The organism is Pseudoalteromonas sp. T1lg21, assembly GCF_002964625.1.
Classification (GTDB): domain Bacteria; phylum Pseudomonadota; class Gammaproteobacteria; order Enterobacterales; family Alteromonadaceae; genus Pseudoalteromonas; species Pseudoalteromonas gelatinilytica.
The window spans coordinates 41,594-54,801 of the sequence record NZ_PQBX01000004.1; the positions used below are offsets into that span (position 1 = coordinate 41,594).

Genomic DNA, 13,208 nt, shown 5'->3' on the forward strand with positions numbered 1-13,208 from the left:
ATAAATCGGGCGCTAAAATAAACTGCTTTGGCTTGCTTCGCGTTCACCTATAAAAGGTGCAAGCACGGGGTGATTGTAACCTAAATCTTGGCAAAACTGTCTTGCTAAAAGTGGTGATTGGCGATTATCTGCGGTATGAAAAAACAAATAGGGTGATTTTCCTTCATCAAGCCATTGCTTTACTTTTTTCAGCCATGGCTGGTAATACGACTTGTATTCATGTTCAAGACTGGCAATCACAAAGCGCAGCATAGGCTGATTTCCTGTTGCAATGGCATGCACAGGTAAATAAGGCTTTTTCTTTTGCGCATCAATGAGTGCATCGGTATCGGCGGGTACAGCAAATAAAGCGCGGGTATCCATACTGATACGATCTATATTATTTTCAATTAACAGCTGATTTAAGCGAATTTCAGCATCATCTTTATTAAAGAAGCCGGGGTGACGTACTTCTACACCGTAACTAAGTTGTTTGGGGAGTTGTGCAATAAAATTAGCAAGAAGGGGTAGGGCATCTGGTCCAAAGGCGCGGGGTAGCTGTAACATGATTTGCCCCGTTTTAGCAAAAATTGGCTCAAATAAGTTTAGCCATGCATTAAGCTCACTAGTTATATTCGTCAGTTGTAATTCGTGACTAAAACGCCGATGAAACTTAAAAGTAAATTTAAAGTCTTCGGGTACCGCATCATGCCAGCGCAATAATGACTCATGACTTGGGTCAGCATAAAAACTGGTGTTGCCCTCGACTGAATTAAAGCTTTGCGCATACTCACTGAGCATGTCTGCGCTTTTACAGTGGCTAGAGAGCAAATTTCCTTTCCATGCGGTGCTAGACCACTGCGGACAACCTAAATACAGCATTAAATCAACCAATAAATTGAAACTGTGCTTAGTGTAACAAAAGAAATGTTTGCTCAGAAGTCGGGGTGTATATTTAGCCCCCGACAGGCACTGCTGGCACTCGCATTTTGAGATGGTTTGGGTATAATGCTCTGCCTTAAATGATTACTTTGTATAGTGGCTTTTGCTCTCAAAATAGCGAACTCTTAAGAGCAGGCGGCTATAAGTCTTTAACTGACAGGAATACTATGCGCTCTATATATTGCGGACAGCTAAATAAATCTCACGTAGATCAAGAAGTTGAACTATGTGGTTGGATCAACAAACGCCGTGACCTTGGTGGCCTTATCTTCGTCGATTTACGTGACAGAGAAGGTTTAGTACAAGTTGTTTTTGATCCTGAAGTAGAAGGATTAATGGATACTGCGAATAAACTACGTCAAGAGTTTTGTGTGCAGTTAAAAGGTGTTGTTCGCGCACGCCCTGAAAGCCAAGTAAATAAAGACATGGCAACAGGTGAAGTTGAAATTTTAGGCACAAGCTTAACTATCATCAACCGTTCAGAGCCATTACCACTTGATTTTAATCAGCAAAACTCTGAAGAGCGCCGCTTAAAATACCGTTACCTAGATTTACGTCGTCTTGAAATGAGCGACCGTATCAAACTTCGTGCAAAAGCGAGCAGCTTTGTGCGTCGTTTCTTAGATGACAACGGTTTCTTAGATATCGAAACACCGGTACTAACAAAAGCAACACCAGAAGGTGCGCGTGACTACTTAGTACCTAGCCGTGTTCACAAAGGTAGCTTCTACGCTTTACCTCAGTCACCACAGTTATTTAAACAATTATTAATGATGTCGGGTTTTGACCGTTACTATCAAATTGTTAAATGTTTCCGTGACGAAGACTTACGTGCTGACCGTCAGCCAGAATTCACACAAATCGATTTAGAGACGTCATTCATGAGCTCTGATCAAGTGCGTGCAATGACTGAGAAAATGATCCGTGAAATGTGGCAATCATTATTAGACGTTGACTTAGGCGACTTCCCAGTTATGCCTTACAGCGAAGCAATGCGTTTATATGGTTCTGATAAACCAGACCTTCGTAACCCAATGCAGCTTGTTGACGTTGCTGATTTAGTAAAAGACGTTGAGTTTAAAGTATTCTCTGGTCCTGCTAATGACGAAAAAGGCCGTGTTGCTGTATTAACTGTACCAGGCGGTGCTGAGCTTTCTCGTAAACAAATCGACGATTACACTAAATTCATCGGTATCTATGGCGCGAAAGGCCTAGCATGGATGAAAGTGAACGACCGTGCTGCGGGCGTTGAAGGTGTACAATCACCAATCGCTAAGTTCTTAAACGAAGAGGTGATCAACCAGTTACTTGAGCGTACTAACGCACAATCTGGCGATATCATTTTATTTGGTGCTGATAAGCGCAACGTTGTAAACGAAGCGATGGGTGCACTACGTCTTAAGATTGGTGTTGATTTAGGCATTACTAATCTTGATAGCTGGAAACCTTTATGGGTTGTTGACTTCCCGATGTTCGAAGAAGACGACGAAGGTACATTGCATGCGGTTCACCACCCATTCACTGCACCGAAAGCTATTTCTGCTCAAGAGCTTGAAGCAAATCCAGCTGGTGCATTATCAGATGCATACGACATGGTATTAAACGGCTACGAAGTTGGTGGTGGTTCGGTACGTATTCACAATGCTGACATGCAAGAAACTGCATTCAGAATCTTAGGTATCGAAGCGCAAGAGCAACAAGACAAGTTTGGATTCTTACTTGACGCACTTAAATACGGTACACCACCGCATGCGGGTCTTGCGTTTGGTCTTGACCGTTTAGTTATGTTGCTATGTGGTACTGATAACATTCGTGACGTTATTGCTTTCCCTAAAACAACGCAAGCATCATGTTTATTAACAGATGCACCAAGCAAAGCTAATGCAGATGCATTAACTGAGCTTGCAATTAATGTTGTAGCGAAAGACGCTGAATAATTCATAATAACTTGAATTATAAGACTTAATTAATAATAACCCTAAGGTGTATGCCTTAGGGTTTTTTTGTGTTTAAATGAATTTTTAGTATGTTCTTCAAGGAAAGAGTATGAATGTCAATCTAACTTTAATGGGCCAAATAATTGTTATTTTGATCCCTGTGTTTGCTGTTATCAGTTATTTCTTGGGTAAGCGCAAAACCTCCACACCTATCAGAATGGCCATTATTGGTGGGTTACTTGCGTTAGTTCCCTTATTTGGTCTTATTTTTATTGCAGTACTTGCATTTAAACAAGATATTGAGACCACCGCGTGATCGCAAGCCATTCCCTCTATTTTGAACATACCTTTGAAGCAAATCTTGCAGGGCAAACATTTTCACATTGCGAATTTGAGCAATGTGAATTTGTCGACTGTGACTTTAGCAATAGCCAGTTTGAAAACTGCCGGTTTATAGAATGTGAGTTTAAAAACTGTAATTTAGCTGCGCTTGGTCTTAGATACACCTCACTTGAAGAAGTGAGCTTTAAAGAGTGTAAATTAACCAGTGTACGCTTTACTGATGTTGATTGGCCGCTACTCGCCAGCCGTGCCCCAGTGAGTTTTGTTGGCTGTGAACTTAGCCACAGCAGCTTTTTTGAGCTTAGTTTAAAGGCTTTAAAAATGCGCAGCTGCTTTGCCAAAGATGTTGATTTTAGACATGCAGATTTAACATCTGCTGATTTTACTGATACGGATTTTCGTGACAGCTTGTTTCAACAAACTAATCTCAGCAAAGCTAATTTTATAGGTGCTAGTCACTTTGCCATTGATATAACTGCTAACAATATCAGTAAAGCCAAATTTGAACGTTATGCCGCTTTGGACTTGCTCGCAGGGCTCGATATAGAGCTGGTGGATTAAATATTTTTGCTAATTAAGGTTAAGGAAAGTTATGGATTTAAGTCCCATCACCTTGGAAGGTCAATTTGTTAAATTAGTGCCGTTAACGCTTGAGCATCGCGATGCTTTAGTAAACGCCGCTACGGATGGAAAGCTTTGGGAATTATGGTTTACCTCGGTGCCCAATGAAGCACGTGTTGACGATTATTTAAACATGGCGTTTGAACAACAGTCACTTGGTCGCGCATTACCATTTGCTGTTATCGATAAACACACCGATGAGGTGATAGGCTCAACTCGCTTTTGTAATATCGACAGTAAAAACCGCCGTTTAGAAATTGGTTACACCTGGTATGCCAAGCGCTTTCAGCGAACTGGGGTTAATACTGAGAGTAAAAAACTGCTACTGAGTTATGCATTTGAAACACTTAATGTGATTGCTGTTGAGTTTCGTACCCATTGGCATAATCAAGCTTCGCGCAATGCCATTGCTCGCTTAGGGGCGAAACAAGATGGGGTTCTTCGTAATCATCAAATCATGGCCGATGGATGCGTCCGCGATACTGTGGTGTTTTCAATTATTGATGGTGAGTGGCCGATGGTTAAACGTAGCCTAGAATTCAAATTAGCGCAGTCATAAAATGTTAGATATTAAAAAGGTTGCGCTAATGCTCGCTTTAACTCTAAGCGGGCAAACAGCCTATGCAAATCAAACAGAGACACTGTTTGATACACAGCGCACCCGCCATATTCCGCTGACCATTACCGCAGCAGATAGCAAATGCACGATAAAGAAAAAATGCCCCGTGGCGTTTATTGGGGCAGGCTATGGTATGGCGCATACAGAGTATCAATTTGCCCAGCAGGCCTTTCATCAGCATGGTTATTTAACGGTTGAAGTGGCTCATGAATTAAAAGGCGATCCGAGTTTAAACCCTGAGCCACCCTACATGACCACACGCATGGAAAACTGGCACCGTGGTGTACAAACCCTTGAGTTTTTAGCCGTAGAACTTGCAAAGCGTTATCCTGCGTATGACTTTAATCAGCTCACTTTATTTGGGCACTCAAATGGGGGGGATATTGCAGCATTATATGCCGCTATTTATCCCTCTAAAGTAGCTAAGCTGATCACCCTTGATCATCGCCGTATGCTGATCCCGCGAAACAAAAATATTGCTGTACTGACACTACGCGGTAGCGATTACCCAGCAGATGACAACGTATTGCTAACGCCGCAAGAGCTCGCAGTATACCCAGTGACGCAAATTAAGCTTAAAGATTCGCGCCATAACGACATGTATGATGGTGGCCCAAAAGCGCTTGTAGCACGTATGAGTAAAGAACTTAACGCGTTTTTATCTCGCTTTTAATGCTCAGCTAAAACTGAGCATTAATATCGCTGCGAAAATTAAAATAGCCCATCTCGACAAGGTTGTTATACACACCCTCAATATTTAGTGGTAGCCATTGCTGGTACATTTTTAAATGGCTGTATTGAGGCAAGCTTATTTCTTTTTGTAAGGTCGCAAGGTTCTTACCTTTTAACATGCCATCGCGCACTGCAGTGTGTAAGTCTTGAATATAGTGTAAATAAGAGACAACATCATCGCGGTTGCCAGTATCTGCATGGCCACCTATAAATGCAGCAAATGCCGGTTCATTTAACACTGCTTTAGTTGAATGCAGCATGCCGTTAATATCGTAACCAATCAGATTTTTATATGGCATGCGGCCAAGTACAATCCAATCAACAACATAAAGTACATTGGCAGGCATAAAACGCATACTGACATTACCTCGGCCATTATTGGGCCCATAGTATTTCAGTTGCACGTAGCTATCACCTAAATTGACTTTGAGTGTATCGGTAAATGTAAGATCAGGCAGGGCAGTAGGCACTTTATTTAATTTAAGGTCCTCAGCTGCAAATTGATGAGCGACGACCGTTGTGTTGTTATCGATTAGCTCATGACCGCCCATTGCATGGTCAACATGGCTATGGCTGTACAACATGTACTTGATATCGGCGTTAAAGGTTTTTTTGATATAGCTTTTTAAATATTTTGCGGCATCGCTATTAATAGGATCAGTCACCAAGGCAAGGTTATCAACAATCATAAAAGCGCTGTGGTAATGGCCAGCACTAAAGCGATATACATTGTCTTTAATGTTTTCGACTTTATAGTTTGCTGGTTCTGCACAGATGGCCTGATTGGTAACGAATATGAGCGCACAGAAAAGTAAGATTTGCAGACTTTTGAACATTAGCGATCCTTTTGCGTTGAAATGTGTCTAACTAACCATATCAAAGTTTAGCTAATAGTACATATTATACTACTTAAAGGCTTAGTTGATCTGCATCAAAGTTAAGGAGCTAAGCAAGGTGGGGCGGACATAAGTCCTTATGTTTTTGCCTGTGTTTCTCTATCCTCGCGAAGCGCTATAATGAAGAAATGCTATGCTTAGCACAGACTTCTAGAACCTTATTCACTGGAAAAGACAAATGCAACATTTACCTACCGTTGATTATAAAGCGAGCGATGCGGCCGCTCAATTTGTTGAGTCACTAAGAAACACAGGTTTCGGTGTATTAAAAAATCACCCAATTCCTCAGTCATTAGTTGAGTCTATTTACAAAAATTGGCAAGAATTCTTTAATTCTGAGCAAAAGCACGAGTTTTTATTTTCAAAAGAAACACAAGATGGTTACTTCCCACCATCAGTGTCAGAAGTTGCAAAAGGCTTTACCGTTAAAGATATTAAAGAGTACTACCACGTTTATCCAAAAGGCCGTGTTCCAGCACAGCTAGAAGAAGAAATTCGTGAGTACTACCGTTTAGCAAATGAGTTTGCAGCGACATTATTAAGTTGGGTTCAAGCTGAAGCACCAGAAGAGGTGCGTGCTAAGTTCTCTATTGACCTTAAAGATATGATTGCTAACTCTGAGCAAACACTTCTGCGTATTCTTCACTACCCACCAATGACAGGTGATGAAGAGCCAGGTGCAATCCGTGCGGCAGCGCATGGCGACATCAACTTATTAACTGTATTACCTGCGGCAAATGAGCCAGGTTTACAAGTACAAAAAACAGATGGCGGTTGGTTAGACGTACCATGTGATTTTGGTAACCTGATCATCAATATTGGTGACATGCTACAAGAAGCGTCAGGTGGTTACTTCCCATCAACGATTCACCGTGTGATCAACCCAACGGGTAAAGCGTCAACGAAATCACGTATTTCGTTACCATTATTCTTACGCCCGCGTCCTGATGTTGTGCTTTCTGAGCGCTACACAGCAGACAGCTACTTACAAGAGCGTTTACGCGAACTTGGTGTTAAGTAAAGATTGAGTATGAGAACAAAGCGGCATTAGAGCCGCTTTTTTTATGCCTGAAATTTGTCTGCTAAGTTCAGCATTAAGTGTTAGTTTGCAAATAATTCCATGCATTATTGACTATCCTAGGTATAATGCGCGCACTTCGCCGAATCGGCTGAATTTTTTAAAGAGAGATAGTATGAGTTTTGATGGGTTAGGTTTATCACCAGCTTTAGTAAATGCAGTTTTAGAAAAGGGCTATGAAGCACCTACGCCTATTCAATCACAAGCTATCCCTGCGATCATTGAAGGCCGTGATGTTATGGCCGCAGCGCAAACTGGTACAGGTAAAACAGCAGGTTTTACACTGCCGTTAATTGAGCGTTTGTCAAAGGGCCCTAAAGCGGGTGGCAATAAAGTACGCGCATTAGTATTGGCACCAACCCGTGAGCTGGCTCTACAAGTAAGCGAAAATGTTGAGCAATATGCTAAGCATTCAAATGTTAGCTCATTTGTTGTTTATGGTGGCGTTAAAATTAATCCGCAAATGATGCGCCTTCGTAAAGGTGTTGATATTTTAGTGGCCACACCTGGTCGTTTATTAGATCTACACAATCAAAATGCTGTTAAGTTTGATGATTTAGAAGTGCTGATCCTTGATGAAGCAGACCGTATGCTTGATATGGGCTTTATTCATGACATCAAACGTATCATTGCTAAATTGCCTGCTAAACGTCAGAACCTGATGTTCTCAGCGACGTTCTCTGATGAAATTCGTGAACTTGCAAAAGGGCTCATAAATGACCCCGTTGAAATTTCAGTTGCGGCTAAAAACACCACAGCTAAAACGGTTACTCAATCTGTTTATGCGCTAGATAAATCACGTAAAACAGCATTGCTTAGCCACCTGATCCGTACTAACGATTGGCAGCAAGTCTTAGTCTTTTGCCGTACTAAGCATGGTGCGAATCGTTTAGTTAAGCAGCTTGAACGCGATGATATTGTCGGCGCTGCCATTCACGGGAATAAATCGCAAGGCGCTCGTGTTAAAGCACTCGAAGGCTTTAAATCGGGTGAAGTGCGCGTACTAGTTGCAACCGATATCGTTGCCCGTGGTCTTGATATTGTTGAGCTACCTCACGTTGTTAACTACGATCTACCGAATATTTATGAAGATTACGTACACCGTATTGGCCGTACAGGCCGAGCGGGTGCATCAGGTCATGCTATTTCGTTTGTAACAGTAGATGATGCCGACGATTTATATGGTATTGAGCGCTTTATTGGTGAGCTTATTCCGCGTGCAACCGAAGCAGGTTTTGAGCCAAGCAAACCAGTTGCTGAAAAGCCACTAGATACGCGTCCAATCAAGCCGAAAAAACCAAAGAAACCGAAAAAGCCAAAAGCACCAGCTCAAGATGGTCAAGGTGCAGCAAAACCTGCACAAAAGCCAAAACCTAAATCGCAAAAGCGACCTTCACAAGGTAAGTGGCAGGGTAAGGGTAAAGAGCAGGGCCAAAACCCAAAAGGCGCTAACAACGGGAATAAATCAAATAACACTAAACCAGCAGGTAATAAACCTGCGGGTAATCGTCAGCGTGTATCGGGGCCATCTCGCCCAAGACGTAAGCCCGCTGCGGATAGTTAATAGCAGTAAAAACAAAAAACGCGCAATTGCGCGTTTTTTGTTTTAAATGAGTTTAATGCAATATAAGGTGGCGACACCAATAAAGAGTGTCACGGTGACACTTAACAAAGTGCCCAGCATGACATACTCAGTAAGTTGTTTTTCGCTACTTTCTTTTAAATCACCGAATCGAAAGATAGATTTGGCCGCCAGTAGAAAGCCCACGCCGCCGTATTCACCTAACAAGATAAAGCTCAACATTAACACTCGCTCGAGCAAGCCAATAAAATGCCCCGCGGCAGGAATGCTGCCTTCATTGTTTATCTGAATATTGATTTTCTCTAGCATCATGCGAATAAACACAGAGCTTGGGTTAAGCACCAATAAATAAGCTGCAATAACAAACAAAGTATCGAGGGCAATCAGCTTTTGCCACGCTAAGCTATAAAATTCATTCTTATCACTAAGCCAAATGCTTAGCATTACAATCACAACAAGATGCGCCAACTGGTCGAGTAAAAACGGCACCACGCCTTTATTTGAATATGACTTTGCCAAGTCAATGACATAGTGGCTTAGCATAATCGCAACCGTTGCTAACAATACACGAGAGAACTCTTGCCAGCCATAAGTGTATTCCCATAGTGTGAGCACAGCTAAAGAGGTCACGCCGTGTGTTAATACGTGCAAATAGAGTTTACTGGCACGAAAGTGACGGTTGTTTCTGTCGTGTACCCAGCTCATTGGTTGCCAATAAAAGTCTGCAAGTAAGTGGCCCAATACTAATGCGGTGAGTAATAGAGCAAAACTGGTCATAACAATCCTTTGAGTGTGGTTTGGCTGTAATTTATAAAGCGCTCGATAAGTTGATAATGCGCCAGGTTGAGTAACTTCGTGACATTCTCTCGGCTAGTATTAAGCTCTTTAGCAAGCTCTGCATGGCTGTTGTTCTCGGCGGTTAAATAATAAAACAGGGCATTGGCCTGCTTTTGACTCATTTTTTCAAGCAGGACTTCGACAAGCGCAATATTAAGCGCAAAGCCTTCTTCAAGGGCGTTATTTTCAATATTTAACAGTAAGCGTTGCTGGCCGATGTTATCTAAACCACGACCAGATAAGGTATAAGCACTGCCTGTGGCTGTTTTTATATCGGCGCGGGGGTTGTCGAGTGAGCCAATGGCCAAGCTTTGTCGCAGTTCGTAATTGGCTGCTTTCATTTGCAAATACAACAAGATTGCTGCATGACACACCAGTTCTGGCTCTGTTAGCTGTACTTGTAATGCATCGCCACGGTAAATGGTAAAGCTTGCATTAAAACGCTTGGCAACAAAGCGTAAGCTTTGATCAAGCTGATAAAGCATAGCGTCGTATTCTTGTTGTGGAATTTTTTGTGATTTAATTAAATCACCGCTGATCACCGCAATCATTATGATCCCTTAGATTAAGTAACTTAATTTAGTTACATCGCGATAAGTAACCAAATTTGGTTACTTTTTTTTATGTAACCAATTTAGGTTACTTTTTCGTAAATATCAACCTAGATATGCTACAGTGAACACAAATCACTAAAGAACAGAAAACTATGTCAGCAGTTGATAAGCCAAAAGTCGGTATTTTTGTAGATGTACAAAACATTTATTACACCTGTAGAGAAAGCTACAAGAAAAACTTTGACTACAATGCCTTTTGGGCACAAATGAGCGAACGCTATCAAATTGATTGCGCCATTGCATATGCAATATATCGTGGCGATGAAAAGCAATCGCAGTTTCAAAATATTCTGCGCGCAATTGGTTTTGAGGTAAAACTGAAACCTTTTATTCAGCGCAAAGATGGCAGTGCAAAAGGGGATTGGGATGTTGGCATTACCATTGATATGCTAGAGCATGCCAAGCAGCTCGATAAAATGGTATTGCTTTCGGGTGATGGTGATTTTGCCTTATTACTTGGTCACTTAGCGAATAAGTATCAGCTACCGTGTGATGTCTATGGAGCAGAGCAGCTTACCGCTGATATTTTAAAGCAAGCCGCCGCTGAATTTCATTGTATTGACGATTCACTGCTACTATCAAGGTGAAAAAATATTCCTATAAAAATAAAATGTTTAACTAAAGTATTATTTCAGCTAAGCTAACATTAGCTACACTTTATGATAAATAAAGGAATAGTCACGCACAACGCACTAAATTATGCAAAAAAGCATAAATAAAGGTGTAATAGGACATTGTTGATGTGGTTTCTAATTTTCTTGTCTGTTAAATAAAACGTTTTAATTCAATTAATTAAAAATAAATATGAAAGATATACGAATTTTTATAAAAAATATAATGACAACGCTGTCATTTGTTGTGTAACATTAAATCAACAAAGGTTGAGATGATTTCGCATTCTGATAAGAAAAATAATGCGATTTAGACAAAAACTAAACGAAGGCTAGGGGTCGTTAAATGATGGCGAAGAGTGTGAATGAGGACCAATTGTTTATTGGTATTGATGGTGGCGGAACGAAATGTCGAGCAACTATCTACTCTGTTAAACAAGGTGTATTAGGAACTGGCCTAGGTGGTCCTGCAAATCCATTACATGGTTTGGAACGTACTCTCGAATCAATTATGGTCTCAACACAATTAGCACTTCGTGATGCGGGTTTACCGCTTGAAACCGTTCATCAGCTTTATGCCGGCTTAGGTTTAGCAGGTGTAAACCTACCAAGTTTGTACGACAAGATTATGGAATGGGAGCATCCATTCAAACAAATGTTCCTCACCACTGACTTACACACAGCCTGTATCGGCGCCCATAAAGGGAGTGATGGTGCGGTGATCATCACAGGCACTGGCTCTTGTGGTTTTTCTTGTGTAAATGGTCGCACAACTAACTTTGGCGGTCATGGCTTTGCTCTAGGAGATAAAGGCAGTGGTGCCTGGATGGGTCTTGAAGCAATAAAAGCGACCTTGTTAGACCTTGATGGCCTAGGCGAAGCAACAAACCTAACTAACGTGATCACCGAGCATTTTGAAGCTGACAATGCGATGGCAATTGTTGAACAAATGTCTGGTCAGCCTTCGAGTAGTTTTGCCAAATTAGCCCGTTATGTATTTGAAGCAGCCAATAATAATGACAAAGTTGCTATCTCCATTGTGAAAGAAGGGGCTGATTACGTTAGTAAATTAGCGCAGCGCTTATTAGAGAATAACCCGCCACGTTTATCTATGATTGGCGGTTTAGCCGAGCCATTAAATAAGTGGCTTGCAGAAGATATTGCGAAACGCGTTGAATCTCCTATTCAACCACCAGAAATGGGCGCGGTGTATTTTGCTCAGCAATCTGTGCTTGAACAAAACCAAGAGGTAAGTTTGTAATGACGATTTATCATGCAAGTTCATTGTTTACCGGTGACGAATTTTTATCTGATGTGTATTTTAGCGTCGATAATGGTGTGTTTAAGCGTGTTGAAGCAGATGCTAATGCCGTTGCATTAACGGGTTTAGTGGCCCCCGGTTTTATTGATGTACAAGTGAATGGCGGTGGCGGGGCGTTTTTTAACGCTGAACAAACGCCAGATTGCTTAGATAGAATAGCCAAAGCACATGGTCAATTTGGTTCAACTGCGATTATGCCAACCCTGATCACTGACCAAGTCGAAGTCATGGCAAAAGCGGCCGATGCCACTGCACAAGCAATTGCTGAAGGTGTTCCGGGCATAATGGGTGTGCACTTCGAAGGCCCGCACCTTTCATTAGGGAAAAAAGGCACCCACAGCGAGCAATTTATTCGCCCTATTACAGAGCAAGAATTTGCAATTTACGCCCGCCAAGACTTAGGCATTAAAATGGTTACCTTAGCACCTGAAAATGTCAGTGCTGATGATATCGCACGCTTAGTGGAGAGTGGTGTAAAAGTGTGTATTGGCCACACCAATGCAGACTTTGCGACCACCAATGCTGCACTTGCTGCAGGGGCTGATGGTTTTACCCACTTATTTAATGCCATGTCAGCATTTACATCACGAGAGCCAGGTGTTGTTGGTGCTGCACTTTGGGATGATAACAGTTGGTGCGGCTTAATTGTTGATGGTCACCATGTACACCCATCATCAGCAAAATTAGCAATTCGCACCAAACAGCGCGGAAAAATTATGTTAGTCACAGATGCAATGCCACCTGTGGGGACTGATAACATGGAGTTTGATTTCTTTGATGGTCGTAAAGTTATTCGTACTGGCGATCGATTAAATTCAACGACCGGTGAATTAGCAGGCAGCGTACTTGATATGGCAAGTGCGGTGCGCAACACAGTGAACACATTGGATGTTAGCCTTGCTGAGAGCTTACGTATGGCATCACTTTATCCTGCACAATATTTAGGTTTACATAAAAAAGGTCGCTTACTGAGCGGGTTTGACGCTGACTTTGTGGTGTTAGACGCACAGCAAAATGTACAAGCCACCTTTATTGCTGGAAAAGCGCTATAACAAGCTTCCCTGGTAAAAACCCCGCCGTTGTATCGCGGGGCTTTT

14 protein-coding genes are annotated in these 13,208 nt (G+C 41.9%); 10 read left to right on the forward strand and 4 right to left on the reverse strand.

What is annotated here, in order from left to right:
• Positions 1–12: 12 nt before the first annotated feature.
• Positions 13–861, reverse strand: coding sequence for a DUF72 domain-containing protein (locus tag C2M25_RS02770; protein WP_105180347.1), 849 nt, complete (start codon positions 859–861; stop codon positions 13–15).
• 227 nt (positions 862–1,088) lie between these two features.
• Between C2M25_RS02770 and aspS the strand changes: the two genes are divergently transcribed.
• From aspS to C2M25_RS02795, 5 genes are all read left to right on the forward strand, one after another.
• Positions 1,089–2,858 (forward strand): aspartate--tRNA ligase, encoded by a 1,770-nt coding sequence (aspS, locus tag C2M25_RS02775; RefSeq protein ID WP_105180348.1) that lies wholly within the window; start codon positions 1,089–1,091, stop codon positions 2,856–2,858.
• A 109-nt stretch (positions 2,859–2,967) separates the two neighbouring features.
• Positions 2,968–3,174, forward strand: a complete 207-nt coding sequence (locus tag C2M25_RS02780) for a hypothetical protein (protein WP_105180349.1) — start codon at positions 2,968–2,970, stop codon at positions 3,172–3,174.
• Positions 3,171–3,761 (forward strand): pentapeptide repeat-containing protein, encoded by a 591-nt coding sequence (locus C2M25_RS02785; protein WP_234003521.1) that lies wholly within the window; start codon positions 3,171–3,173, stop codon positions 3,759–3,761. Before C2M25_RS02780 ends, C2M25_RS02785 begins: the two co-directional genes overlap by 4 nt.
• A 31-nt stretch (positions 3,762–3,792) precedes the next feature.
• The gene (locus C2M25_RS02790; RefSeq protein ID WP_105180350.1) at positions 3,793–4,380 is read left to right on the forward strand and encodes a GNAT family N-acetyltransferase; all 588 of its coding nucleotides are present in this window, start codon (positions 3,793–3,795) and stop codon (positions 4,378–4,380) included.
• 28 nt (positions 4,381–4,408) lie between these two features.
• Complete coding sequence (locus C2M25_RS02795) at positions 4,409–5,113, forward strand: alpha/beta fold hydrolase (protein WP_442792905.1); 705 nt, start codon at positions 4,409–4,411, stop codon at positions 5,111–5,113.
• 7 nt (positions 5,114–5,120) lie between these two features.
• Here C2M25_RS02795 and C2M25_RS02800 read toward each other — a convergent pair whose 3' ends face one another.
• Positions 5,121–6,008: an MBL fold metallo-hydrolase gene (locus C2M25_RS02800; RefSeq protein WP_158679662.1), complete on the reverse strand. Its 888-nt coding sequence runs from the start codon at positions 6,006–6,008 to the stop codon at positions 5,121–5,123.
• A 238-nt stretch (positions 6,009–6,246) separates the two neighbouring features.
• Between C2M25_RS02800 and C2M25_RS02805 the strand changes: the two genes are divergently transcribed.
• Together C2M25_RS02805 and C2M25_RS02810 are read left to right on the forward strand one after the other, a co-directional pair.
• Complete coding sequence (locus C2M25_RS02805) at positions 6,247–7,089, forward strand: isopenicillin N synthase family dioxygenase (RefSeq protein ID WP_105180352.1); 843 nt, start codon at positions 6,247–6,249, stop codon at positions 7,087–7,089.
• Between the two features lie 172 nt (positions 7,090–7,261).
• Positions 7,262–8,710 (forward strand): DEAD/DEAH box helicase, encoded by a 1,449-nt coding sequence (locus C2M25_RS02810; RefSeq protein ID WP_105180353.1) that lies wholly within the window; start codon positions 7,262–7,264, stop codon positions 8,708–8,710.
• Positions 8,711–8,752: 42 nt separating this feature from the next.
• Here the strand turns inward: C2M25_RS02810 and C2M25_RS02815 are convergent, their stop codons facing one another.
• Together C2M25_RS02815 and C2M25_RS02820 are read right to left on the reverse strand one after the other, a co-directional pair.
• Entirely contained in the window at positions 8,753–9,505 is a 753-nt protein-coding gene (locus tag C2M25_RS02815; RefSeq protein WP_063705957.1) for a DUF3307 domain-containing protein, read from the reverse strand.
• Positions 9,502–10,116, reverse strand: coding sequence for a hypothetical protein (locus C2M25_RS02820; protein WP_199775142.1), 615 nt, complete (start codon positions 10,114–10,116; stop codon positions 9,502–9,504). The genes C2M25_RS02815 and C2M25_RS02820 overlap by 4 nt, the downstream gene beginning before the upstream one ends.
• 155 nt (positions 10,117–10,271) lie before the next feature.
• On the opposite strand from C2M25_RS02820, the gene C2M25_RS02825 reads away from it, so the two are divergent.
• The 3 genes from C2M25_RS02825 to nagA all read left to right on the forward strand — a co-directional run bounded on the left by C2M25_RS02825 (position 10,272) and on the right by nagA (position 13,163).
• Positions 10,272–10,766 (forward strand): LabA-like NYN domain-containing protein, encoded by a 495-nt coding sequence (locus C2M25_RS02825; protein WP_105180354.1) that lies wholly within the window; start codon positions 10,272–10,274, stop codon positions 10,764–10,766.
• A 370-nt stretch (positions 10,767–11,136) separates the two neighbouring features.
• Positions 11,137–12,051 (forward strand): N-acetylglucosamine kinase, encoded by a 915-nt coding sequence (gene nagK / locus C2M25_RS02830; protein WP_105180355.1) that lies wholly within the window; start codon positions 11,137–11,139, stop codon positions 12,049–12,051.
• On the forward strand, positions 12,051–13,163 hold the full coding sequence (nagA, locus tag C2M25_RS02835) for an N-acetylglucosamine-6-phosphate deacetylase (protein WP_105180356.1): 1,113 nt from the start codon (positions 12,051–12,053) through the stop codon (positions 13,161–13,163). Before nagK ends, nagA begins: the two co-directional genes overlap by 1 nt.
• Positions 13,164–13,208 lie beyond the last annotated feature (45 nt).